At 65.1% G+C, this 23,196-nt stretch carries 19 protein-coding genes and 1 other RNA gene; 14 read left to right on the top strand and 6 right to left on the bottom strand.

Translation table 11 applies throughout. From position 1 onward, the window contains the following. On the bottom strand, window positions 1-207 hold a 207-nt coding region (locus tag YY7_RS58915; RefSeq protein ID WP_283807016.1), incomplete at its 3' end, for a helix-turn-helix domain-containing protein. 130 nt (window positions 208-337) lie between these two features. After that, the gene (locus YY7_RS0136430; protein WP_028167516.1) at window positions 338-979 is read right to left on the bottom strand and encodes a TetR/AcrR family transcriptional regulator; all 642 of its coding nucleotides are present in this window, start codon (window positions 977-979) and stop codon (window positions 338-340) included. Window positions 980-1,164: 185 nt separating this feature from the next. Between YY7_RS0136430 and YY7_RS0136425 the strand changes: the two genes are divergently transcribed. The 3 genes from YY7_RS0136425 to YY7_RS0136415 all read left to right on the top strand — a co-directional run bounded on the left by YY7_RS0136425 (window position 1,165) and on the right by YY7_RS0136415 (window position 6,211). After that, complete coding sequence (locus tag YY7_RS0136425) at window positions 1,165-2,460, top strand: HlyD family secretion protein (protein WP_028167515.1); 1,296 nt, start codon at window positions 1,165-1,167, stop codon at window positions 2,458-2,460. 43 nt (window positions 2,461-2,503) lie between these two features. Further along, complete coding sequence (locus YY7_RS0136420) at window positions 2,504-4,090, top strand: DHA2 family efflux MFS transporter permease subunit (protein ID WP_028167514.1); 1,587 nt, start codon at window positions 2,504-2,506, stop codon at window positions 4,088-4,090. 318 nt (window positions 4,091-4,408) lie between these two features. Then, window positions 4,409-6,211 carry an ABC transporter ATP-binding protein gene (locus YY7_RS0136415; RefSeq protein ID WP_028167513.1) on the top strand — a complete coding sequence of 601 codons (1,803 nt, stop codon included), beginning with the start codon at window positions 4,409-4,411 and terminating at the stop codon, window positions 6,209-6,211. 72 nt (window positions 6,212-6,283) lie between these two features. Here the strand turns inward: YY7_RS0136415 and YY7_RS0136410 are convergent, their stop codons facing one another. The 3 genes from YY7_RS0136410 to rnpB all read right to left on the bottom strand — a co-directional run bounded on the left by YY7_RS0136410 (window position 6,284) and on the right by rnpB (window position 8,662). Then, on the bottom strand, window positions 6,284-7,219 hold the full coding sequence (locus tag YY7_RS0136410; protein ID WP_035691796.1) for a DMT family transporter: 936 nt from the start codon (window positions 7,217-7,219) through the stop codon (window positions 6,284-6,286). A gap of 73 nt (window positions 7,220-7,292) precedes the next feature. Beyond that, window positions 7,293-8,036, bottom strand: coding sequence for a sulfite exporter TauE/SafE family protein (locus YY7_RS0136405; RefSeq protein WP_028167511.1), 744 nt, complete (start codon window positions 8,034-8,036; stop codon window positions 7,293-7,295). A 202-nt stretch (window positions 8,037-8,238) separates the two neighbouring features. After that, an RNA gene (gene rnpB / locus YY7_RS56995) (RNase P RNA component class A) lies at window positions 8,239-8,662 on the bottom strand. A gap of 151 nt (window positions 8,663-8,813) precedes the next feature. On the opposite strand from rnpB, the gene YY7_RS0136400 reads away from it, so the two are divergent. Together YY7_RS0136400 and YY7_RS0136395 are read left to right on the top strand one after the other, a co-directional pair. Beyond that, on the top strand, window positions 8,814-9,164 hold the full coding sequence (locus YY7_RS0136400) for a YciI family protein (RefSeq protein WP_028167510.1): 351 nt from the start codon (window positions 8,814-8,816) through the stop codon (window positions 9,162-9,164). Between the two features lie 144 nt (window positions 9,165-9,308). Continuing rightward, the gene (locus YY7_RS0136395) at window positions 9,309-10,547 is read left to right on the top strand and encodes an RNA polymerase sigma factor (RefSeq protein WP_028167509.1); all 1,239 of its coding nucleotides are present in this window, start codon (window positions 9,309-9,311) and stop codon (window positions 10,545-10,547) included. A 102-nt stretch (window positions 10,548-10,649) separates the two neighbouring features. Here YY7_RS0136395 and YY7_RS0136390 read toward each other — a convergent pair whose 3' ends face one another. Then, window positions 10,650-11,513, bottom strand: coding sequence for an N-acetylmuramoyl-L-alanine amidase (locus YY7_RS0136390; protein WP_028167508.1), 864 nt, complete (start codon window positions 11,511-11,513; stop codon window positions 10,650-10,652). 464 nt (window positions 11,514-11,977) lie between these two features. Between YY7_RS0136390 and rsmH the strand changes: the two genes are divergently transcribed. The 9 genes from rsmH to murG all read left to right on the top strand — a co-directional run bounded on the left by rsmH (window position 11,978) and on the right by murG (window position 23,184). Further along, window positions 11,978-12,970, top strand: a complete 993-nt coding sequence (rsmH, locus tag YY7_RS0136385) for a 16S rRNA (cytosine(1402)-N(4))-methyltransferase RsmH (protein WP_245287526.1) — start codon at window positions 11,978-11,980, stop codon at window positions 12,968-12,970. A 3-nt stretch (window positions 12,971-12,973) separates the two neighbouring features. Beyond that, complete coding sequence (gene ftsL / locus YY7_RS0136380) at window positions 12,974-13,375, top strand: cell division protein FtsL (RefSeq protein ID WP_028167506.1); 402 nt, start codon at window positions 12,974-12,976, stop codon at window positions 13,373-13,375. Beyond that, window positions 13,372-15,117 carry a peptidoglycan D,D-transpeptidase FtsI family protein gene (locus tag YY7_RS0136375; protein WP_028167505.1) on the top strand — a complete coding sequence of 582 codons (1,746 nt, stop codon included), beginning with the start codon at window positions 13,372-13,374 and terminating at the stop codon, window positions 15,115-15,117. The genes ftsL and YY7_RS0136375 overlap by 4 nt, the downstream gene beginning before the upstream one ends. Window positions 15,118-15,211: 94 nt before the next feature. Then, the gene (locus tag YY7_RS0136370; protein WP_028167504.1) at window positions 15,212-16,669 is read left to right on the top strand and encodes a UDP-N-acetylmuramoyl-L-alanyl-D-glutamate--2,6-diaminopimelate ligase; all 1,458 of its coding nucleotides are present in this window, start codon (window positions 15,212-15,214) and stop codon (window positions 16,667-16,669) included. After that, window positions 16,666-18,099: a UDP-N-acetylmuramoylalanyl-D-glutamyl-2,6-diaminopimelate--D-alanyl-D-alanine ligase gene (locus YY7_RS0136365; RefSeq protein ID WP_028167503.1), complete on the top strand. Its 1,434-nt coding sequence runs from the start codon at window positions 16,666-16,668 to the stop codon at window positions 18,097-18,099. The genes YY7_RS0136370 and YY7_RS0136365 overlap by 4 nt, the downstream gene beginning before the upstream one ends. Before the next feature lie 9 nt (window positions 18,100-18,108). Next, a complete protein-coding gene (mraY, locus tag YY7_RS0136360; protein WP_028167502.1) occupies window positions 18,109-19,215 on the top strand; it encodes a phospho-N-acetylmuramoyl-pentapeptide-transferase in 1,107 nt (368 codons plus the stop codon). Next, complete coding sequence (gene murD, locus YY7_RS0136355) at window positions 19,212-20,615, top strand: UDP-N-acetylmuramoyl-L-alanine--D-glutamate ligase (RefSeq protein ID WP_028167501.1); 1,404 nt, start codon at window positions 19,212-19,214, stop codon at window positions 20,613-20,615. The genes mraY and murD overlap by 4 nt, the downstream gene beginning before the upstream one ends. A 197-nt stretch (window positions 20,616-20,812) precedes the next feature. After that, the gene (gene ftsW, locus YY7_RS0136350) at window positions 20,813-21,964 is read left to right on the top strand and encodes a putative lipid II flippase FtsW (RefSeq protein ID WP_028167500.1); all 1,152 of its coding nucleotides are present in this window, start codon (window positions 20,813-20,815) and stop codon (window positions 21,962-21,964) included. Window positions 21,965-22,083: 119 nt separating this feature from the next. Next, a complete protein-coding gene (murG, locus tag YY7_RS0136345) occupies window positions 22,084-23,184 on the top strand; it encodes an undecaprenyldiphospho-muramoylpentapeptide beta-N-acetylglucosaminyltransferase (RefSeq protein ID WP_028167499.1) in 1,101 nt (366 codons plus the stop codon). The last annotated feature ends 12 nt before the right edge of the window (window positions 23,185-23,196 follow it).

The following is a 23,196-nucleotide window of genomic DNA, read 5'->3' as shown; positions in this document are numbered from 1 at the left end:
GCGGTATCCGCCTATCTTGCCGGGCGCCACTGAGCCCGTCGCACGATAGCGCTGTGACCACTTCACCACCGAGGACACCGCCACGCCAAATCGCGTCGCAACCGCCCGGCAGCTCTCGCCCCCACTTACAGCTGCAACGACACGTTCACGCAGATCATTGGAAAGAGGTCGGCTCATCAGATGCTGGCCCCCAGACCCAGCCAACATCTTGAATCACAAACCGGCCCGCAGGGGAATCCCTACCGATTCAGCCTAGCCATGAATCGCTCTAGCGGGGCCAAATGGTTCGAGACGCGCTACGCGCTCCTCACCATGAGGGGCAAAACCGGCGTCGCCGCTACGCCGGCTTCGGCCGATACGCCGCCAGGAACACCCGCGTTGCGCTGTCGACGACGGTGGCGATCTGCTCGGGCGATGGCGAGGGCTTGGCCTGGAAGATGAAGGCCTGGAACAGCGTCGCCTGGCACATCTGCATGAATTGCCAGGCAGCGAGCTCGAAATTGTCGATCGCAAGCTCGCCGTGCGCGGCGCGAGCTTCGAGATAGGTCGCGAAGCGTTTGACGTTGCTCGCGATCACCTGTTCGTAAAATCGGCTGCCGACCTCCGGCATCCGCTCGGCGATCGCCATCACCGTGCGGATCGCCGAGCCGCCGCCAGGCCGGCACAGCAGGGCGATGTAGGCCCGCCCGAATTCGGGCAGGGTGGTATCGACGTCGCGCTGCGGATCGAAATTGAAAGCCGCCTTGCTCTGCTCGATCTTCTCTTCCTCGACGATCGCCTCGAACAGCCGGCACTTGTCGTCGAAGTAGACGTAGAGCGTGCCCTTGGAGACGCCGGCGGCGCGGGCGATCTCGCCCATACTGGCTCCGTCGAAACCCAATTCCAGGAACACCTTGCGGGCACCGTCGAGAATTTGCCGCCGCTTCGAGGAGTCCTCCTCGGCAACGATCTGAAGCGGGGATGTCCGGCCTGCAACCATTGGTTTAGTCTCTCGGAGAACATTTCCGTCCGGGCTACTGTCCGGAAGCGATTTTCTCCTTAGGGTTCCTCCAAAGTAATGTAACTTGACCGAACCGTTCGGTCAATGATAGATGTAAAGACACGATGCCGCACCAGCCGCAGGGCCTCGCTTGCGTCGTGACGGGGTAAATGAGGAGTCCGGCCATGGCCGCGGCGAGAGATCAGGCTGCACGCGTCGTTCGCTCCGAGCCGGAGGTCGAGGGCGAGTCCGTGCGCAACACATCAGCTCAGCCGGCAGAGCAGCTTCGTGGCCCCGCTCCCGAAGAAGCCAAGCGCCGGCCTGCCGAAACGCCGGCCGCGCCTGCACCGGAGCAGCCGGCAGCGCCAGCACAGGCCGCCGCCGCGCCAAAACCCGCCAAGCGCAGATTCGTCATGATGGGTGTGCTCGGCCTGCTCGCACTCGCCGCCGTCGGCTACGGCGTCTACTGGTTCGTTGCCGGACGCTTCTACATCTCGACCGACGACGCCTATGTGCGCGCCAACAACTCCATGCTCGGCGCGCGTGTCTCCGGCCATCTGGCGGCGATCCTGCCTGCCGACAACGCGATCGTTCGCGCCGGCGAAGTGATCTTCCGGATCGACGACGGCGACTACCGGATCGCGGTCGACGCGGCGCGCAGCAGGATCGCCACCCAGCAGGCGACCATCGAGCGCATCGGCCGCCAGGTCACCGCGTTGGAAAGCGCAGTCGAGCAGGCGCAGGCACAACTCGTCTCCGCCGAAGCGAACCTGAAGCGCTTCGGCCTCGATTTCGACCGCCAGCAGGCGCTGAGCACCAAGGGCTTTGCCTCGCGCGCCACCTTCGAAGTCTCGGAGGCAAACCGTGACCAGGGCGTTGCCGCGGTGAAGTCGGCGCAGGCCGCCTATGACGCCGCGCGCGACAATGTCGAGGTGACCAAGGCGCAGCAGAACGAGGCCCGCGCCACGCTCGCCGAACTGCAGACCCAGCTCGCCAAGGCCGAGCGCGATCTCGATTTCGCCACGGTGCGCGCGCCGGTCGACGGCACCTTCTCCAACCGTCTCGTCAATGTCGGCGACTTCATCCAGGTCGGCCAGCGGCTCGGCAATGTGGTGCCGCTCGACGATGTCTTCATCGACGCCAATTATAAAGAGACGCAGCTCAAGCGTGTCCGCCCGGGCCAGCCGGTGACGATCTCGGTCGACGCCTACGGCCACCGCAAGTTCAAGGGCGTGGTTGACAGCATTTCACCGGCCGCAGGTTCGGTGTTCACGCTGCTGCCGCCGGACAACGCCACCGGCAATTTCACCAAGATCGTGCAGCGGCTGCCGGTTCGAATCCGCGTGCCGAAGAGCGTCGCGCGGCAGAACCTGCTGCGCGCCGGCATGTCGGTCTACACCACCGTGGATACAAGCGAGGGTGCACACGACGCCGACGATGATGCCGATCTCGATGCACCGATGATGATTCATCCGCAGTGATAGTTTGAGTCCGAAAGAAAATCCCGGGCGCAGGTGAGCAGATATGGCCGACGCCACCACCGCTTCGCCGAACATGATGAACGCTGCGGCCGCCACCGAGCGTATCGAGCCGAAGCGGGTGGTCGCCTTCATCATCATGGTGTTCGGGATGTTCATGTCGATCCTGGACATCCAGATCGTCTCGGCATCGCTCTCGGACATCCAGGCCGGCCTCTCGGCGAGCTCGAGCGAAGTCTCCTGGGTGCAGACCGCCTATCTGATCGCTGAGGTCATCGCCATTCCCTTGTCCGGCTTCCTGTCGCGCGCGCTCGGCACGCGGCTGCTGTTCGCGATCTCCGCCTTCGGCTTCACCGTCTCGAGCTTCCTGTGCGGCTTTGCCACCTCGATCGAGCAGATGATCCTCTGGCGCGCGCTGCAGGGATTTCTCGGCGCCGGCATGATCCCGACGGTGTTCGCCTCGGCCTACACGATCTTTCCGCGCTCGAAGTTCCACATCGTCGCGCCGATCATCGGACTGGTCGCGACGCTGGCACCGACCGTCGGTCCCACGGTGGGCGGCTACATCACGGACCTGCTGTCGTGGCACTGGCTGTTTTTCATCAACATCGTGCCCGGCATCGGCATCACCATCGGCGTGCTCGCGCTGATCGATTTCGACCAGCCGAATTTCTCGCTGCTCGAGCGCTTCGACTGGTGGGGCCTCTTGTTCATGGCGGGCTTCCTCGGCTCGCTGGAATATGTGCTGGAGGAGGGGCCGCAATACGAGTGGCTGCAGGACACCTCGGTCGCGTTCTTCGCCGCGGTCTGCCTTATCTCCGCGATTGCCTTCTTCTGGCGCGTATTCGCGGTGGAAGAGCCGATCGTCGATCTCAGGACGTTCGGCAACCGCAATTTCGCGATCGGCTGCGTGCTGCAGTTCTGCATCGGCATCGGCCTCTACGGCCTGACCTACATCTATCCGCGCTATCTCGCGGAGGTTCGCGGCTACAGCGCGCTGATGATCGGCGAGACCATGTTCGTCTCCGGCATCACGATGTTCCTGATGGCGCCGGTCGTCGGGAAGCTGATGCAGAAGGTCGATCTGCGCTACATCATCGCCTTCGGCCTCGTCACCTTCGCGCTTGGCTCCTGGCAGATGACCTGGATCACGCGCGACTATGACTTCTACGAACTCTTGGTGCCGCAGATCCTGCGCGGCATCGGCATGATGTGCGCGATGGTGCCGACCAACAACATTGCGCTGGGCACGCTGGCACCACATCTGGTCAAGAATGCCTCCGGCCTGTTCAACCTGATGCGCAATCTCGGCGGCGCGGTGGGACTGGCCATCATCAACCAGGTGCTGAACGAGCGCACCGACCTGCACATTTCGCGTCTGCACGATCGGGTGCATTGGGGCAATGCGACGGCGGTCGAGACGCTCAACATGTTCACCCAGCGCATGCAGGGCATGGGCGATTCCGCGATGATGGCGCTGAAGCAATTGTCGCAGATCGTGCACCGCCAGGCCGCGGTGATGGGTTATGGCGACGCCTTCTTCATGTTGACCGTGTTCTATGTCGGCCTCAGTCTTCTCGTCCTGCTGCTGAACAAGCCGTCGGCGGCCGCACCTACGGGTGGCGGACATTAAGCCGCGAAGAGATGCGCTCACGGCTTTGTCATCTTGCAAATCAGGCGTGACGCATTTATAAGCAACACATCGTCGCTCGAACCGGGGAGATTTGCATGATTTTGGCTTATTCGCAGATCGCACGCCCCCGTTCGATGCTTGTGCTGGATATTCGGTCGCGCCATTGACCACCAGTTCTGACCGGGGCTGACGTCCCGGTCCTCCAAGCCTTCCAACAACTTACCGATCTTTCAACGACATCCGCCTCGCGCGCTTTTGCGCCGTCGCGCGTCAATTCAGATGGAGCCGGCCTGCGCGCGAGCGCGGCTGGATTGCGCCATGACTCTTTCGACTAGCAAACGTCCCGCCGCGATCCGCGTCGTGATCCCGTTTGTATTCCGCCACTGGCTGAGGCAGCCCTATCGCGCCACGACCGTCTTGGTCGGCTTTCTCGGCGCCACTGTGGCCGACCTTTTCATGCCGGTCTATTCCGGCCATCTGGTCGATGCGCTTACGCTTGGCACTTCGGACCAGGCGGCGCGACATGCGGCGCTGATCGCGTTCGGCGGTATCGTCGCGCTCGGCCTGTTGTCGATTATCCTGCGGTTTATGGGGTTGCAGGCGATCGTGCCGTTCACGCTGACGACGATGTCGGATGTGGCGCGCGAGGCGTTCGCGCGGGTGCAGCGGTTCTCGACCGACTGGCACGCCAATTCGTTCGCCGGCTCGACCGTGCGCAAGATCACCCGCGGCATGTGGGCGATCGACCTGCTCAACGATACCGTCCTGATGGCGCTGTTGCCGTCGCTGATGGTGCTGGTCGGCTCGATGATCCTGCTCGGATTGCACTGGCCCGTGCTCGGCGCCGTGATCGGTGTCGGCGCGGTGGTCTATGTCGCGATGACCATCGTGCTCTCGGTGAACTATATTGCTCCGGCCGCGCGCGTCTCCAACGCCTGGGACACCAAGGTCGGCGGCACGCTGGCGGACGCGCTCACCTGCAACGCGGTGGTGAAATCGTTCGGCGCGGAAGCGCGCGAGGATGTGCGGCTTGCCGGTGTCATCGCCCGCTGGCGCAGGCGGGTGCTGCGCACCTGGCTGCGCTACAATGCGACCAATATGGCGCAGCTCGTCGTGCTCTTGTGCTTCCGCGCGTCGGTGATCGGCGGCGCCATCCTGCTGTGGCTTGCCGGCCGCGCCTCGCCGGGCGACGTCACCTATGTGCTGACGAGCTACTACGTCATCCACGCCTACTTGCGCGACGTCGGCATGCACATCAACAACCTGCAGCGTTCGGTCAACGACATGGAGGAGCTCGTCACCATCCATGGCGAGCCGCTCGGCATCGTCGATGCGCCTGACGCAAAGACGATCGACGTCCAGGGCGGAAGGATCACCTTCGACAACGTTACCTTCCTCTACGGCGGCCATCGCACGCCGCTCTATGATGCGCTGTCGATCGATATCCGCGCCGGCGAGCGGGTCGGCCTGGTCGGCAGGTCCGGCTCGGGCAAGACCACGTTCGTGAAACTGGTGCAGCGGCTCTACGACGTCTCGGGCGGACGGATCCTGATCGACGGCCAGGATATCGCTCACGCGACGCAGCAATCGCTGCGCAGCCAGATCGCGATCGTGCAGCAGGAGCCGATCCTGTTCCACCGTTCGTTGGCCGAGAACATCGCCTATGGCCGGCCCGGCGCCAGCATGGCGGCGAACGAGCAGGCGGCGCGGCTTGCCAATGCGCACGACTTCATCATGCGATTGCCGAAGGGCTACGGCACGCTGGTCGGCGAGCGCGGCGTCAAACTGTCCGGCGGCGAGCGGCAGCGCGTCGCGTTGGCGCGCGCGTTCCTCGCCGATGCGCCGATCCTGATCCTGGACGAGGCGACCTCGAGCCTGGATTCGGAATCAGAGGCGCTGATTCAGGAGGCGATGGAACGACTGATGAAGGGCCGCACCTCGATCGTGATCGCGCACCGGCTGTCGACGGTGCGCGGCCTCGACCGCATCCTGGTGTTCGATCGCGGCGAGATCGTCGAGCAGGGCACCCATGCCGCGCTGACCGCGCGGCCGGGCGGCATCTATCGCAGCCTGTTCGAGCGGCAGGCGATGGAGTTCGACGAGGTCTCCGCGGCGGAGTAGTCGCCGTCATTCCGTGGCGCGCGTGAGCGCGAACTACGATGCGCAATTGCGCATCTGAGAATCTCGAGGTTCTCAGGTGCGCAAGTGCGCACCATAGTTCGGCGCTTTGCGCCGCCCCGGAACGACAGCCTTTCGCCCCCGCGTGCGCGCGCTGATCGCGACCGTCGCCACCACGGCGGCGGCGAACAGCACGACCTGCCAAGTGATCGTCTCGCCATTGAACAGCGAGGCGAGCACGAAGGTGACGAAGGGCTGCAACAATTGCACCTGCGAGACCCGCGCGATCCCGCCCATCGCCATGCCGGCATTCCAGGCGAAGAAGCCGATCCATTGCGAGAACAGCGCGACGTAGAGCAGGCCAAGCCAGGGCTTCAGCGAAATGTGCATCGGATCGGCCGGCATCGTCAGCGCCGCCGCCGGCAGCGCGAACGGCAACGCAATCACCAGCACCCAACTGATGACTTCCCAGCCCGGCATCTCCGCGGTGAGCCGTCCGGAGAAGGCATAGCCAACGGCGGAAACCGCAACGGAGGCGAACAGGAAGAGGTCGCCCGTCGACAGCGTGCCGCCGCCGTCACGCAGCGCAAAGGCGATCACGAGCGCGGCGCCGACGACAGCGGCGACCCAGAACAAGGGCCGCGGCCGCTCGTGGGTGATGGCGACCGCCACCAGCGCGGTCGCGATCGGCAGCACGCCGAGCACGACGCCGCCATGGGAGGCGTCAACCCGCTGCATGCCCTCGGCCATCAGCAGTGGAAACAGGATGGCGACGCACAGCATCACCAGCGCAAGCTGCGGCCATAGCGCCCGCCGCGGCAGCGGCCGCCGCAACACGAGCAGGAGCGCGAGCGAGCATAGACCGGCGATTGCGGTGCGGATCGCGGTCAGGGCAATCGGATCAATTTCCGCGACGGCAAGCCGCGTCGCCGGCAGCGTGCCGCCGAAGATCGCCATGCCGATGAAGCCCAGCAACAGGCCGAAACGTTCGCGCGAGGAGGATGACGACATGATAGGCGTGGATAGCGGGTTCACTGCCCCGCGTACAGCAATCTACTCGGTGCATATGGCAGCCATGCGCACGCTATCTCGGAGCAATTCCGCTCCACACCAGCCCGATGCCGGAGAGAAACAAAAGCCCGAGCACGATGTTTGTGAAATTCCGGTCGCTCAGCGCGTGATAGATTCGCGCGCCGAGCCATGCGCCGGCCACCGTCGCCGGAAAGGTCACGACAGCGAGCCCGAGGACTTCCCTGGTGACGAAGCCGGCGAATGCCTGAAGCACCAGCGCCGTCGCCAGCACCGTGAAGTTGAAGCTCTGGAAAATCCCGCGCCGCTGCTCCTTGGTCCAGCCACGCACGCTGGCCCAGAGAATCGGTAGCGGGCCGGAGAGGCCGGCCAGGCCGCCAAGGATGCCGCCGGCAAATCCGATGGCGCCGTCGAACGGCTTGCCGCCAAACTTGATCGCCATTGGCCTGCGCTGAAAATAGAGCGCGGTGGGAAAGACCAGCAGAAACACGCCGATCGTCAGCTTGAAGGTGTTGGGATCGGCATGGGCGATCAGCAGCGTGCCGAGCGGCACGCCGGCGAGCCCGCCGACCACAAACGGCCAGACCAGCTTGAAATCGATCGAGCGCCAGATCGAGGGCAGGGTCGTGAGCTGGCCGACGACCGAGCAGATCAGGACCAAAGGCACGGCAACCGCAGGCGGCGCTACGTAAAGCCAGATCCCCAGCGCCATCAGCGCGGTGCCGAAGCCGGCAAGGCCGGATACGAAGCCCCCGGCCAACGCGCCGCCAAACAGCACCGCCAGGGCGAATCCGCCCATCATCGTCTTGTTCTCATTGTCATTGGCCCGACGTTTATACGACGAGCCCGGTAGGTACCATGGCCGTAACTCGCGACGTCATTTCACGGCGCCCCAAAAATGGCGAGGGGTCCGGCGTGTTGCGCCGAACCCCTCATTTGGTCCACCAAGAGGCGTTTTCTTCACGCGAACCGGAAACCCACTTCGCTTGAAAACGCTTTAGAACATCAGCCGGCCTGTAAGCCGGGTTCTGTAGGGCACCATTCTCGCGAATGGTACGTGACGGCCATTCCTCTGGGACCGCCTTTGCAGACGGCCTCGAGCAACCTACCCGGACGGCGGGCCTGACATCGCCCTGCAGCGTTATCGCTTGCGCGAACAGCCTGCGGTGCCGTCCCTATTCGGTTTTGCTCCCGGTGGGGTTTGCCATGCCGTCTCCGTTGCCGGAAACGCGGTGCGCTCTTACCGCACCTTTTCACCCTTGCCGCGCCGGCCCCGAAGGGCGAAGGCGGGCGGTTCGTTCTCTGTGGCACTTTCCCTGGGGTTGCCCCCGCCGGACGTTATCCGGCACCGCATGTCGATGGAGCCCGGACTTTCCTCCCCCGCGGCCTTTCGGCGCTTGCGGGAGCGGCCGTCCGGCCGACTGACGCCAGTAGGCATGGGGGTTTGTGGCCGCAAGGTCAAGGCGAAAGCGGCCTGCGGAACCTCACTAAAATAAACTATCCTGAAGATGTCGTTTTGCGTCGGCCCCGCTCGACTGGATGTCGGCGATCCAGCCGATGAAAAGGAGACTTCGCGATGCAGTATCTGTTGATGATCTACCAGAATGAGGTCGAGTACGCGAAACTCGACGCGGCAACGAGTCAGAAGATGATGGAGGAATACGGCAAGTTCACCCAGTCCATCATCCAGAGCGGCAATTTCAAGGCCGGCGACCGGCTGCGGCCGACGACGACCGCGACCACGGTGCGCGTGCGCGACGGCAAGACGCTGACGACGGATGGCCCGTTCGCGGAGACGCGCGAGCAACTCGGCGGCTACTATCTGATCGAAGCCAAGGACCTCGACACGGCGCTCGCGATCGCCGCGCGCATCCCGAGTGCGAGGCTCGGCGCGATCGAGGTGAGGCCGATCTGGGTGTATGATTGACGGTCTTTCAGTAGCGTCATTCCGGGATGCGCCGTAAGGCGCAGGCCCGGAATCCATCGCCCCGCCAGCGCGGAGGTGCAATGGATTCCGGGCTCATCGCTTCGCGATGCCCCGGAATGACAGCGGAGCAGGTGGCACGACCATATGACTCCAACCCAGATCGAAAAGATCTTCCGCGACGAGGCGAGCCGGGCGCTGGCGACGCTGATCCGCCTCGTCGGCGATTTCGATCTTGCGGAGGACGCGCTGCAGGAGGCGTTCGCGGTGGCGCTGGAGCGTTGGTATGCGGGCGAACTGCCGCAGAACCCGCGGGCCTGGCTGGTCAATGTCGGCCGCAACAAGGCGATCGATCGCATCCGCCGCAACGCCGTCTTCCGCGGCAAGCAGCAGGAGCTGACGCACGAACTTCTGCTCAACGCGTCCGCTCCCTCCGAGCTCGTCGATGCCACGCTCGACGACGACATGCTGCGGTTGATCTTCACCTGCTGTCATCCGTCGTTTGCCGACGAGGTGCAGGTCGCGCTGACGCTGCGCACGGTTTGCGGCCTCTCGGCGGCCCAGGTCGCGCGCGCGTTCCTCGTCAGCGAGGACGCGATGGCGCAGCGGCTCTTGCGCGCGAAGCAGAAGATTCGCCTCGCCGGCATTCCCTATGAGGTGCCGGCGCGCGAGGCGCTGGAGCCGAGGCTGCGCGGCGTGCTGGCGGTGATCTATCTCGTCTTCACCGAAGGCTATGTGGCGACCTCCGGCGAGGACCTGATGCGCCCGGATCTGGCGCGCGAGGCGATCCGGCTGGCGCGGCTGATCGATGCACTGATGCCTGCCCGCGGCGAGATCAAGGGGCTCTTGGCATTGATGCTGCTGCACGACGCGCGCCGCGCCGGCCGCGAAACCGCAGGCGGCGACATCGTGCTGTTGGAGGAGCAGGATCGCTCGCTGTGGGACATCAGCCAGATCGCCGAAGGCCTGCGATTGGTGGAGGAAGCGCTGCGCATGCCCGGCCGGCCGCAATCCTACACAGTGCAGGCCGCAATCGCGGCGCTGCATGCCCGTGCGCCGAGTTATAATGACACCGACTGGCCGCAGATCGCCGGCCTCTATGAAGTGCTGCTCCGCATCAGCCCGTCACCGGTGATCGAGCTGAACCATGCCGCGGCGGTGTCGATGGTCGACGGCCCGGCGCGTGCGCTCGATTTGATCGACGCGCTGGAAGCGCGCGGCAGCCTCAAGGGTTACGAATTGCTGCCGGCTGTCCGCGCCGATCTGCTGCGCCGCCTCGGGCGCACCGACGCCGCGCGCCAAGCGTATCGGGCGGCAACCGCCGCGACGCAACTGGAGCCGCTGCGCCGGCTCTATGCGCGGCGCATCGCGGAGATGGAGCAGTAGTCGTCATGGCCGGGCTTGTCCCGGCCATCTACGTCCTTACGCGCGAAGAACGCGTGGATGCCCAGAAGAAGCCCGGGCATGACGGCGACGAAAAAGACTCGCCTACTTCTCCGCAACCACTGTCGCGGTCGCTTCCGGCGGCAGGCTCTCCAGCAGCGCATGCAATGTGGTCATGGTCGAGCGATCGACGATGCCGTCGACGCGCTCCTGGCGGAAATGGCGCTGGAAGGCGGTGACGACTTCCATGGTGGGGCCGTCGAACTTGCCGTTGGTCGGGATGTTGTAGCCGTAGCGGGCGAATGCCTGCTGCATGTTGGTGACGTTATCGTTGATCGCGCCGAGCTGGAGCGTCTCCCCGCGTACGATCGGCGCCGGCTGAACCCAATGCCCGACGCCGGAATTGGCCAGCGAATGCCACGGGAATTTTTCGCCGGGGTCCTTCTTGCGCGCCGGCGCCACGTCGGAATGAGCGAGCACGCGATACGAAGGCACGTTGCGGCGGAGCATGATGCCGCGGCACAGCGCGATCACCGCTGCGATCTGGCGCAGCGGATAATCCGGATAGCCCCAGTCATGGCCGCGGTTGATGATCTCGATGCCGATCGAGCAGGAATTGATGTCCTCTTCGCCGGCCCAGCAGGAGACGCCGGCATGCCAGGCGCGCTTGCTCTCCGGCACGCACTGCACGATGCGGCCATCCTCCAGCACGATGTAATGTGCTGAGACCTCGGTGCCGGCGGTGCAGAGCTGGGCGATGGCGCCCTCGACGTCGGGCATGCCGGTGTAATGCAGCACGATCATGTCGGGCTGCCGGTCGTTGGCGCGTTCGCCGAAATTCACCGAAGGGATGACGTCGGAGACGATCGAGGAGTCCGGAGTAAAGGTCTTCATGTCGGCGATGGCCCTCGGAACGGGAAGGGCGCGTTGACGCTTCGAATCAGCAGACGCGAACGAACCAGACGACATCCCAAATCTCAAATTCAAAACGGCAGTCCTGCAATTTCCGGACAGCCTTCAATTTACTATTCCTTTACCCTGCCGCGGGTGCAATCACATCGGCGCCATCCCGCGAATTTTAGGTCCGCCTGTGGATGGCGCGCATCAGCGAGTTCCGCGTGTGACTAAAAAGCAAAATAAACCGTGAAGGATTCGGCAACGCTTTCTTAACGCTAAGTGCCGTTACTAAGTGGTGAATAGCCGAACCGGTTTTTGAGGGGCGGCCGAGGCCCGCTTGCGCGCGAAATCCCATGGCAGCCCAGCAAACTCCGGTCGGGAATCAGGATTTGCGGCCTGATATGGGAACCGGCGCGTGCTCCGTGCCGCGGCTGCTCGGACGGAACCGCGGCGTGACGCGTAACTATTCGAGGCGCCATGGGCTGGTCCGTGTCCAGTTTCGATCCCCTACGCCGGACAACATTCGGAGCCGGCGCATGACGCCTGCTGCGCCGCACATTTCCGTGCTCGGCCGCGAGGCGGTCGACATGCTGAATCCGCGCACCGGCGGCATCTATATCGATGCCACCTTCGGCGCCGGTGGCTACAGCCGCATGATTCTCGACGTGGCTGGAACCCGCGTCATCGGCCTCGATCGCGACCGGTCGGCGATCGCGGGCGGCTTCGATCTGGTTGATCGCTCCGAAGGCCGGCTGACGCTGGTCGAGGACCGCTTCTCCAATCTCGCCGACATCTGTGCCGCCCAAGGTGTGGAGGCCGTCGACGGCGTGGTGATGGACATCGGCGTCTCCTCGATGCAACTCGACCAGGCTGCGCGCGGCTTCTCGTTCCGTCTGGCGGGCCCGCTCGACATGCGGATGGGGCATGCGGGGCCGACCGCGGCGGATGTGATCGCAGCCGCGTCCGAGCGCGAACTTGCCGACATCATCTATCTCTTCGGCGAGGAGCGGCACTCGCGCGGCGTAGCGCGCGCCATCGTGGCCGCGCGCAAGGAAGCGCCGATCGAGACGACGCAAGCGCTGGCCGACATCGTCGCCAGGGTCGTCCGCTCCAAGCCGAACGAGATCCATCCGGCGACGCGGACGTTCCAGGCGCTGCGCATCTTCGTCAACGAAGAGCTCGATGAGTTGCTGCGTGCGCTCACCGCCGCCGAGCGTGTGCTGAAGCCGGGCGGACGGCTCGTGGTTGTTTCGTTCCATTCGCTGGAAGACCGCATCGTCAAGAATTTCTTCGGCGAGCGCGGCAAGGTTTCCAGCGGTTCGCGGCATCTGCCCGAAGTGGCGCAGATGGCGCCGAGCTTGAAGATTTTGACCAAGCGCCCGCTGACGCCGTCCGAGGACGAGATCGCGGCCAATCCTCGCGCGCGGTCGGCCAAACTGCGCGCCGCCGAGCGCACCGAAGCACCAGTGCATGCCGAGGGTGAGCCGCCGTCATGGCCGACGCTCGAACGCGTGATGAGGGGAGGCTAGCGCATGCGCATCCTCCATTTCCTCGTGATCGGTTTCCTCGTGGCCTGTGCGGCCTATGTCTACCGCATCAAGATGGAATCGACGGCCCGTACCGAGCGCGTGCTGCGGCTGAATGCGGAAATCCGCGAGCAGCGCGATGCGATCGCGACCCTGCGCGCCGAATGGGCCAAGCTCGACTCGCCGCTTCGGCTGCAGGGATTGGCCGAGCGTCATCTCGCGTTGAAGCCGCTCATCGCCAATCAATATGACTCGTTGAAGAACTTGCCCGAACGTCCGCCGAACCTCGCGCGGCCGGGCGCGCCTGACCCGATCGGCGCGATGATCAACACCATCGAGGCCGCCGCCGACCAGGAGAGCGTGACCGGGTCGGTACCAGACCCCGCGCAGCAGGGAGATCAGCAATGACCGACCGCGCGCCAAGTACAAAGCCGGCCGAGCCGTGGCGGCAGCGGCTGATCCGCGGCCTGCTCTACGGGCGGAATGTCGACCGCAGCGCGAAGGCGCGCGCCCGGGTCGGTCTCGCGATCATCGCGTTTGCCGCCGTCTACGCCATCATTGCCGGGCGGCTCGTGATGTTCGCGATGGGCGCCGACAGCCACGGCGCGCGCCGCACCGCCTCGCAGGATGCGATCGCCACCGCGCGCCCTGATATCATCGACCGCAATGGCGCAATCCTCGCGACCGACGTCAAAGCGCCGAGCCTGTTTGGCGAACCGCGCCGCATCATCGACAAGGACGAGGCGATCGAGCTTCTGACCGCGACGCTGCCTGATCTCGACACCGCCGAAGTGCGCGACCGTCTGTCGTCGCGAAAAGGTTTCGTCTGGCTGAAGCGCGAGATCACGCCGCAACAGCAGCAGGATATCCATCGCCTCGGCGTTCCCGGCGTCGGCTTCCTGCGCGAGAACAGGCGCATCTATCCGACCGGCCCCACCGTTGCCCATTTGATCGGCCTTGTGAACATCGACAACCAGGGCATCGCCGGCATGGAGAAGTGGCTGGACAATAACGGTCTGGCCGATCTGCATCGCGCGGGCTTTGCCACCGACCGCTTGCAGAAGCCGGTGGAACTGTCGATCGATCTGCGCGTCGAGCATGCGCTGCGCGACGAGCTCCTGAAGGCCAAGGAGAAGTACAAGGCCAAGGCGGCATCGGGCCTCGTCTCCAATGTCCGGACCGGCGAGATCGTCGCGCTGGTCTCACTGCCCGATTTCGATCCGAACAATCCGAAGGAAGCGCACGATCCCGATCGCATCAACCGCCTGACCACGGGCGTATTCGAGATGGGCTCGACGTTCAAGACGCTGACGCTGGCGATGGCGCTGGATTCCGGCAAGGCTACGCTCAACACCATGTATGATGCGCGCAGCGCGCTGCACTATGGCAAGTTCGCGATCCACGACGCCCATTCGCTGGGCCGGGCGATCTCGCTGTCGGAAGTGTTCACCTTCTCCTCCAATATCGGCGCGGCGCGCATTGCGCTTGCGCAAGGAGTCGAGGCGCACAAGGCATTCCTGAAGAAGGTCGGCCAGCTCGACCGTCTCCGCACCGAATTGCCGGAGAGCGCATCGCCGATCGTGCCGAAGCGCTGGGGTGAACTGAACACGATCACCATCTCCTTCGGCCATGGCATCGCGGTTGCGCCGCTGCAGGCGGTGATGGGCATCAATGCGATGGTCAATGGCGGCTATCTGATTCCGCCGACCTTCCTCAAACGGTCGGAGGAGGACGCCAAGGCGATGGCCAAGCGGGTGATCAAGCCCGAGACGTCGGACAAGATCCGTTATCTGATGCGGCTCAATGCCGAGATCGGGACCGCCAAGTCGGCCGACGTCAAGGGCTATTACATCGGCGGCAAGACCGGCACCGCGGAAAAGGTGGTGGGCGGCCGCTATTCCAAGAAACAGGTGCTGAACTCGTTCACCGCCGTCCTGCCGGCCGATAAACCGATGTACCAGCTGCTGGTGATGCTGGACGAGCCGAAGGCGCTGCCGGAGACCCATGGTTTCATCACCTCGGGTTGGAACGCGGTGCCGACCGGCGGCAAGGTCATCGCCCGTATTGCGCCGCTTTTGGGGCTCGAGCCGCGGTTCGACCTGCCGCCGTCCGACCGCCTTATTCTTGCGGCATCGAGGACAACCCAGTAAGGCGTGGGGGCAGGGCATGATCCGGAAGCGCGGATACGGGTTTCCGCGAGGATCATGATCTAAGCGTGTGAGTAGCCGGCCGGACTGGAAGATCATGAGACTTCGCGACCTTTTCAGCGCTGATGCCACGATCGATCCGCAGGCGGAAGCCATCGAGATCGGAGGGGTGACGGCTGATAGCCGCGCGGTGAAGCAGGGCGATGTGTTCTTCGCACTCGCGGGTTACAAGACCGACGGCGCGCGCTTCATCGATGCCGCGATTGCCGCAGGCGCGGCCGCGGTCGCGGTCGATCATCGGCCGCAAGGCGCTCCGCGCGTGCCTTTTGTCGTGACGCCAAATCCGCGCCGCGCATTGGCGCTGGCCGCGGCGAAGTTCTTCCCGCGCCAGCCCGAGACGATCGCGGCTGTGACCGGTACCAGCGGCAAGACATCGGTGGCGGCTTTCACGCGGCAGATCTGGCAGCGACTGGGGCACGATGCCGCGAGCATCGGCACCATCGGCCTGGTGTCGCCGAAACGCACGGTCTACGGCTCGCTGACCACGCCTGATCCGATCGCGCTGCATCGCCAGCTCGACGAGATCGCCCGCGATGGCGTCACGCATCTGGCATTCGAGGCGTCCTCGCACGGGCTCGACCAATATCGGCTTGACGGCGTGCGCATTGCCGCCGGCGGCTTCACCAACCTGTCGCGCGACCACATGGATTATCACCCTGACGTGGCGCACTATCTCAACGCAAAACTGCGGCTGTTCCGCGATCTGGTGATGCCCGACGGGGCAGCCGTGATTTCGGCCGATCATGATTGCTCGCCTGAGGTGATCGATGCGGCGCGCACGCGCAAGCTCAGGATCTTCACGGTTGGCCGCGAGGCCGCCGGCGGAGATGGCATTCGCCTGGTCGACGCTTCGATTGAAGGTTTTGCGCAGAAGCTGATGGTCGAACACCGCGGCCGGAAGCACGCCATCCATCTGCCGCTGGTCGGCGAGTTCCAGATCGAGAATGCGCTGGTGGCCGCCGGCCTTGCGATCGGCACCGGCAGCGACGCCGATGCGGTCTTCGCCAGCCTCGAACATCTCGAGGGCGCCAAGGGCCGGCTCGAACGCGTCGGCGAGCGCAACGGCGCGCCGATTTTCGTCGACTATGCGCATAAGCCGGACGCGCTCGCCAAGGCGCTGCAGGCGCTGCGGCCCTATGCGAAGCGCAAGCTGATCGTCGTCTTTGGCGCCGGCGGCGACCGTGACGCGGGCAAGCGTCCACTGATGGGCGCGATTGCCGCTGATAATGCCGACATCGTCATCGTCACCGACGACAACCCGCGCAGCGAGAATCCGGCGGCGATCCGTGCTGCCATCCTCGCCGCCGCGAAGGGCGCGAGCGAAATCGGCGATCGCGCGGAAGCGATCAGGGCCGGCATTGCTGCGTTGCAGCCGGGCGATGCGCTCCTGATCGCCGGCAAGGGACATGAAGTCGGACAGATCATCGGCGACAAGACGCTGCCGTTCAGCGATCATGAGGCCGTGGCCGCGGCGCTGGAAGCGAGGGGCGCATGAGTACATTACTGTGGACGTCGGCGGCAATGGCGGATGCGATGCGCGCCGCAACGCAAGGGACCTTGCCCTCCGGGGTCACCGGCCTTTCCATCGACAGCCGCACGCTGCGGCCGGGCGAGGCCTATTTCGCCATCAAGGGCGACGTGCATGATGGCCACGATTTTGTCGAGGCCGCATTGAAGGCGGGCGCCGCCCTCGCGGTGGTCGAAAGCGCACAGCGCGACAAGTTCCCTGCCGATGCGCCGCTCTTGATCGTCGACGACGTGCTCGCCGGTCTCGTCGATCTTGCCCATGCCTCTCGCGCGCGGCTCAACGCGAGGATCATCGCGGTCACCGGCTCGGTCGGCAAGACCTCGACCAAGGAAGCGCTGCGGTACGTGCTCTCGGCGCAAGGCGAGACCCATGCCTCGGTTGCTTCCTTCAACAATCATTGGGGCGTGCCGCTGTCGCTGGCGCGCTGTCCGGCGTCGGCGCGGTTTGCGGTGTTCGAGATCGGCATGAACCATGTCGGGGAGATCACGCCGCTGGTCAAGCTGGTGCGGCCGCATGTTGCCGTCGTCACCACCGTGGAGCCGGTGCATCTGGAGTTCTTCTCCGGCATCGAAGAGATCGCGGACGCCAAGGCGGAGATCTTTCTGGGTCTTGAGCCCGATGGCGCCGTCGTGCTCAACCGCGACAATGCGCAATTTGGAAGGCTGGAAGCCCGCGCGAAGGAACTCGGCATTTCACGCATCGTCGCCTTCGGCACGGACACGCAATCCGAGGCGCAGCTCCTCGACGTCTCGCTGCACGCGACCTGTTCCGTCGTACATGCCAACATCCTCGGCCACGACGTCACCTACAAGATCAGCATGCCCGGCCGCCATATGGCGATGAACTCGCTCGCCGTACTCGCCGGCGCATCGCTGATCGGGGCGGATCTTGCGCGTGCAGCCTTGTCGCTGTCGCAGCTCGAGGCTCCGGCGGGTCGTGGTGCGCGGCGCATGCTCGAGGTCGGGGCCGGCGAGGCGACGCTGATCGATGAGAGCTACAATGCCAATCCGGCGTCGATGGCGGCCGCGCTGAACGTGCTCGGGCAGGCGCATATCGGCCCGCAGGGCCGCCGCATCGCAGTGCTCGGCGACATGCTCGAGCTCGGGCCGACCGGCCCTGCGCTGCATCGCGGTCTGGCCGAGGCTGTCAACGCCAACAATATCGACCTCGTTTATTGTTGTGGTCCGCTGATGCGCAACCTCTGGGACGCTCTTTCCACGGGAAGGCGGGGAGGCTATGCCGATAACTCGGTGAGTCTGGAGATCCAGGCGGTCGCGGCCATCCGCCCCGGCGACGCCGTCATGGTCAAGGGATCGCTGGGTTCGAAGATGAAGCGGATCGTCAACGCGCTGGAGAAGCGCTTTCCCGGCAAAGCCGCGCGCGAAGAAGCGGTATAGGCATATTGAATGTTTTATTGGCTGATCGATCTTTCCAACACGGTCCCCGGCTTCGGGGTGTTCCGGGGGGCGCTCAACGTGTTCCGCTACATCACGTTCCGCACCGGCGGGGCGATGGTGACGGGTGCGCTGTTCGTGTTCCTGTTCGGGCCCTGGATCATCGATCATTTGCGGTTGCGCCAGGGCAAGGGCCAGCCGATCCGCACCGACGGTCCGCAATCCCACCTGATTACGAAGAAGGGCACGCCGACGATGGGCGGGCTGATGATCCTGTCCGGCGTGGTGGTGGCGACGCTGCTCTGGGCCAACCCGATCAATCCCTATGTCTGGATCGTGCTGGCGGTGACGCTGGGCTTCGGCTTTGTCGGCTTCTATGACGACTATCTGAAGGTCACCAAGCAGAGCCACAGCGGCTTTGCCGGCAAGCTGCGCCTTGCGATCGAGGCGATCATCGCGCTCGCCGCCTGTTACGCGCTGGTGCGGCTCGGGCGCGACGTGTCCTCGACCTCGCTCGCGATTCCCTTCTTCAAGGATGTGGTGTTCAATTTCGGCTGGTTCTTCGTGATCTTCGGCGCGTTCGTCATGGTCGGGGCGGGCAACGCGGTGAACCTGACCGACGGCCTCGACGGTCTCGCCATCGTTCCGGTGATGATCGCGGCCGCCAGCTTCGGCATGATTTCCTATCTCACCGGCAACGCGGTGTTCTCCGACTACCTGCAGATCAACTATGTCGCCGGCACCGGCGAGCTCGCGGTGCTCTGCGGCGCCGTGCTGGGCGCAGGTCTCGGGTTTTTGTGGTTCAACGCGCCGCCGGCCTCGATCTTCATGGGTGACACCGGCTCGCTTGCGCTTGGCGGCATGCTCGGGGCAACGGCGGTCGCCGTGAAGCACGAGATCGTGCTGGCGGTGATCGGCGGCCTGTTCGTGCTGGAGGCGGTTTCGGTGATCGTGCAGGTAGCCTCGTTCAAGCTCACCGGCAAGCGCGTGTTCCGGATGGCGCCGCTGCACCATCATTTCGAGCAGAAGGGCTGGACCGAGCCGCAGATCGTGATCCGCTTCTGGATCATCGCCGTGATGCTGGCGCTCGCCGGCCTGTCCACGCTGAAGCTGCGATGATCCCTGTCACCTCCTTCGCGGGCAAGACGGTCGCCGTGTTCGGGCTCGGCGGTTCGGGGCTTGCGAGCTGCCATGCGCTGAAGGCGGGTGGCGCGGAGGTGATTGCCGGCGACGACAATGCCGACAACGTCACCAAAGCCGCGCAGGCCGGCTTCGTCACCGCCGACCTGCGCTCGGTCTCCTGGGCGAATTTCGCCGCGCTGATCCTGACCCCCGGCGCGCCGCTGACCCATCCGGCGCCGCATTGGAGCGTGCTGCTGGCGCGCCAGGCCGGCGTCGAGGTGATCGGCGATGTCGAACTGTTCTGCCGCGAGCGCCAACGTCACGCGCCGCAAGCGCCGTTCGTCGCCATCACCGGCACCAACGGCAAGTCGACCACGACAGCGCTGATCGCCCATCTGATGAAGGTCGCCGGCTACGACACCCAGATGGGCGGCAATATCGGCACTGCGATCCTGTCGCTGGAACCGCCGCGGATGGGGCGCGTGCATGTGATCGAGATGTCGTCCTACCAGATCGACCTCACGCCCTCGCTCGATCCGTCCGTCGGTATCCTGCTCAATGTCAGCGAGGACCACATCGATCGCCACGGCACCCTGGAGAATTACGCCGCGGTGAAGGAGCGGCTGGTCGCGGGCGTGCAGCCGGGTGGCACCTCGATCGTCGGTGTTGACGACATCTTCTGCCGCAACATCGCCGATCGCCTCGATCGGGCGGGCAAGCGTGTGGTGCGTGTGTCCGTGAAGAACCCGCTGCCCGACGGCATCTATGTCGAGCACGAGACCATCGTGCTGGCGTCCGGCGCCGCGCGCAGCGAGATCGCGCGGCTGGGCGGCATCGGTTCGCTCCGCGGCCTGCACAACGCGCAGAACGCGGCGTGCGCGTCGGCCTGCACGCTGGCGATGGGCATCTCGACGGATGTGCTGCAGAACGGCTTGCGCAGCTTCCCTGGCCTCGCCCATCGCATGGAGCAGGTCGGCCGACGCGGCAATGTGCTGTTCGTCAATGACTCCAAGGGCACCAACGCGGATGCGGCAGCGCATGCGCTGTCGTCTTTCACTGACATTTTCTGGATCGCCGGCGGAAAGCCGAAGGCCGGCGGCATCACCAGCCTGACCGGTTATTTCCCGCGCATCCGCAAAGCCTATCTGATCGGCGAGGCAGCGCAGGAATTTGCCGGCACGCTCGGCGAGGCCGTGCCGCACGAGATTTCGCAGACGCTCGATGTCGCAGTCGCCAACGCCGCGCGCGATGCGGAAGCCTCCGGCCTCACTGACGCGGTCGTCCTGCTGTCGCCGGCCTGCGCCTCCTTCGACCAGTACCGCAATTTCGAAATCCGCGGCGCCGCCTTCCGCGACCTCGTCACGGCACTGCCCGGCGTCAAGCCGGTGGTGATGTAGCCCGTCATGGCCGGGCTTGTCCCGGCCATCCACGTCTTCCCTTCGTTGCGGCGGCAAAGACGTGGATGCTCGGCACAAGGCCGGGCATGACGACGGGAGAGAGGTTCGCTCTATCTCCAAAGTTGCTCAATCCATTAACCCTTCGGAAACCATCCTCGTCCACCAATGGCCGTTACCTCGGCATTCTGGGGACGCCCATGCTCGCCCGTGATCAACGCACCCCGTTCTCCGACTGGTGGTGGACCATCGACAAGCCGCTGCTGGCTGCGGTCATCGCGCTGATGTTCGGCGGTGTCATCCTGTCGCTCGCGGCGAGCCCGCCGGTCGCGACCCGGATCGGGCTCGACCCGTTCCATTTCTTCAGCCGGCACGTGATGTTCCTGCTGCCATCCTTCATCGTGCTGATCACGGTCTCTTTCCTGTCGCCGCGCCAGATCCGGCGCGCCGCGATGGTGGTGTTCTTTGTCAGCATCGCGCTGATCGTGATGACCCTCCTGATCGGCCCGGAAGTGAAGGGCTCGCGGCGCTGGATCACGCTGGTCGGCGTCAATATCCAGGCTTCCGAATCGGCCAAGCCGGCCTTCGTCATCCTCGCGGCCTGGCTGTTCGCGGAATCGACCAGGCGCCCCGAGATGCCGGCGACCTCGATGGCGCTGGTGCTGCTGTTGATGCTGGTCTCGCTTTTGGTGATGGAGCCCGATTTCGGCCAGACCATGCTGATCCTGATGGTGTGGGGCGCGCTGTTCTTCATCGCAGGCATGCGGATGATCTGGGTCGCCGGGCTTGCGGGCGCGGCGGGCCTCGGCCTGTTCAGCGCCTATCTGTTCGTCCCGCACGTTGCCGGCCGCATCAAGCGCTTCATGAATCCGGCCTCGGGCGACACGTTCCAGGTCGACATGGCGATGGAGGCGTTCTGGAACGGCGGCTGGTTCGGGCTCGGTCCGGGCGAGGGGATTGCAAAGCGCAGCCTGCCGGACAGCCACACCGACTTCGTCTTCGCGGTCGCCGCGGAAGAGTTCGGCATCATCCTTTGCCTTGCGCTGCTGGCGCTGTTCGCCTTCGTCGTGATCCGCACGCTCTCGCGCGCTTACACGACCGAGGACATGTTCGCTCGCTTTGCGGCGTCGGGGCTCGCAATTCTGTTCGGCGTGCAGGCTGCGATCAACATGGCGGTCAACCTGCAATTGATCCCGGCCAAGGGCATGACGCTGCCGTTCATCTCCTATGGCGGCTCGTCGATCGTCTCGCTCGCCTACGGCGTCGGCATGATGCTGGCCTTGACCCGGCAGCGCCCACGCACCGAGATCGAATCGACCAACGCGGCCAGCGCAGCGCCGGGCTACGCGTAGCTCATTCCGCCGTCATTGCGAGGAGCGAAGCGACGAAGCAATCCATAGTGTCGCAAGTGACGAAATGGATTGCTTCGCTTCGCTCGCAATGACGGCTAAATGCCGGTAGAAGCTCCGATATGGACAACGCGCCCCTCATCCTGCTTGCGGCCGGCGGCACCGGCGGCCATTTGTTCCCCGCCGAGGCGCTCGGCGTGGAACTGAACAGACGTGGCCTGCGCGTGCGGCTCGCGACCGACGCACGCGCGCTGCGCTACAGCGGACTGTTCTCCAAGGACAATATCGATGTGGTGCCGAGCGAGACGGTGCGCGGGCGCAATCCGATCTCGCTCGCCCGCACCGCGTTCACGCTGGGCTATGGCATCGTGGTTGCCGCCAATCTGGTGCGCCGATTGAAGCCGGCCGCGGTGGTCGGCTTCGGCGGCTATCCCACGGTGCCGCCGCTGCTCGCCGCGCGCCTGCTCGGCGTGCCCGGCATTATCCATGACGCCAACGCGGTGCTCGGCCGCGCCAATCGCTTCCTCTCCAGCCGCGTCAATGCGATCGCGACATCGCTGCCCGGCGTGCTCGACCGCGATCCGGCACTGGCCGCTAAGACCACCACCGTCGGCACGCCGATGCGGCCCACCGTCCTCGCAGCCGCCGCGGTGCCGTTTGCCTCGCCGGAACCGAACGGCCCGCTGCGCCTGCTTGTGGTCGGCGGCAGCCAGGGTGCGCGGGTGATGAGCGACATCGTGCCCGGTGCGATCGAAAAGCTCGAGCCGGCGCTGTGGAGCCGCCTGATCCTCACGCAGCAGGTGCGGGAGGAGGACATGGCGCGGGTGCGTGCGGTCTATGACCGCCTCAAGATCAATGTCGAGCTCGCGCCGTTCTTCACCGACCTGCCGGCAAGGTTAGCCGCCAGCCATCTCGTGATCTCGCGCTCCGGTGCCGGCACCGTCGCCGAACTCGCCGCGATCGGCCGGCCCTCGATCCTGGTGCCGCTGCCCGGCGCGATCGACCAGGACCAGTTCGCCAATGCCGGCGTGCTGTCGCAGGCCGGCGGCGCATTGCGGATTCCGCAGGCCGAGTTCACCCCGGATCGGGTGGCGGCCGAAATCTCTGCTTTGGCGGCCGAACCGGCGAAATTGACGGCAATGGCGTCCGCCGCGCGCGGCGCCGGTCGGCTCGACGCGGCGGAGCGACTGGCCGATCTGGTGGTGAAAGTGGCTGGAATTTAGGCGATTCTGCAG

Origin of the sequence: Bradyrhizobium elkanii WSM2783 (assembly GCF_000472865.1) — a bacterium.
In the GTDB taxonomy this organism is placed as follows: Bacteria; Pseudomonadota; Alphaproteobacteria; order Rhizobiales; family Xanthobacteraceae; genus Bradyrhizobium; species Bradyrhizobium elkanii_A.
Note: the sequence above shows the minus strand (reverse complement) of the source record. Positions and strands in the feature narration are given on the sequence as shown.

Excerpts from the sequence above, each read along its gene's own strand:
- YY7_RS0136430 (WP_028167516.1), bottom strand. The coding sequence starts at position 979 with ATGGTTGCAGGCCGGACATCCCCGCTTCAGATCGTTGCCGAGGAGGAC.
- YY7_RS0136425 (WP_028167515.1), top strand. The coding sequence starts at position 1,165 with ATGGCCGCGGCGAGAGATCAGGCTGCACGCGTCGTTCGCTCCGAGCCG.
- YY7_RS0136420 (WP_028167514.1), top strand. The coding sequence starts at position 2,504 with ATGGCCGACGCCACCACCGCTTCGCCGAACATGATGAACGCTGCGGCC.
- YY7_RS0136415 (WP_028167513.1), top strand. The coding sequence starts at position 4,409 with ATGACTCTTTCGACTAGCAAACGTCCCGCCGCGATCCGCGTCGTGATC.
- YY7_RS0136410 (WP_035691796.1), bottom strand. The coding sequence starts at position 7,219 with ATGTCGTCATCCTCCTCGCGCGAACGTTTCGGCCTGTTGCTGGGCTTC.
- YY7_RS0136405 (WP_028167511.1), bottom strand. The coding sequence starts at position 8,036 with ATGGGCGGATTCGCCCTGGCGGTGCTGTTTGGCGGCGCGTTGGCCGGG.
- YY7_RS0136400 (WP_028167510.1), top strand. The coding sequence starts at position 8,814 with ATGCAGTATCTGTTGATGATCTACCAGAATGAGGTCGAGTACGCGAAA.
- YY7_RS0136395 (WP_028167509.1), top strand. The coding sequence starts at position 9,309 with ATGACTCCAACCCAGATCGAAAAGATCTTCCGCGACGAGGCGAGCCGG.
- YY7_RS0136390 (WP_028167508.1), bottom strand. The coding sequence starts at position 11,513 with ATGTCGTCTGGTTCGTTCGCGTCTGCTGATTCGAAGCGTCAACGCGCC.
- rsmH (WP_245287526.1), top strand. The coding sequence starts at position 11,978 with ATGACGCCTGCTGCGCCGCACATTTCCGTGCTCGGCCGCGAGGCGGTC.
- ftsL (WP_028167506.1), top strand. The coding sequence starts at position 12,974 with ATGCGCATCCTCCATTTCCTCGTGATCGGTTTCCTCGTGGCCTGTGCG.
- YY7_RS0136375 (WP_028167505.1), top strand. The coding sequence starts at position 13,372 with ATGACCGACCGCGCGCCAAGTACAAAGCCGGCCGAGCCGTGGCGGCAG.
- YY7_RS0136370 (WP_028167504.1), top strand. The coding sequence starts at position 15,212 with ATGAGACTTCGCGACCTTTTCAGCGCTGATGCCACGATCGATCCGCAG.
- YY7_RS0136365 (WP_028167503.1), top strand. The coding sequence starts at position 16,666 with ATGAGTACATTACTGTGGACGTCGGCGGCAATGGCGGATGCGATGCGC.
- mraY (WP_028167502.1), top strand. The coding sequence starts at position 18,109 with ATGTTTTATTGGCTGATCGATCTTTCCAACACGGTCCCCGGCTTCGGG.
- murD (WP_028167501.1), top strand. The coding sequence starts at position 19,212 with ATGATCCCTGTCACCTCCTTCGCGGGCAAGACGGTCGCCGTGTTCGGG.
- ftsW (WP_028167500.1), top strand. The coding sequence starts at position 20,813 with ATGCTCGCCCGTGATCAACGCACCCCGTTCTCCGACTGGTGGTGGACC.
- murG (WP_028167499.1), top strand. The coding sequence starts at position 22,084 with ATGGACAACGCGCCCCTCATCCTGCTTGCGGCCGGCGGCACCGGCGGC.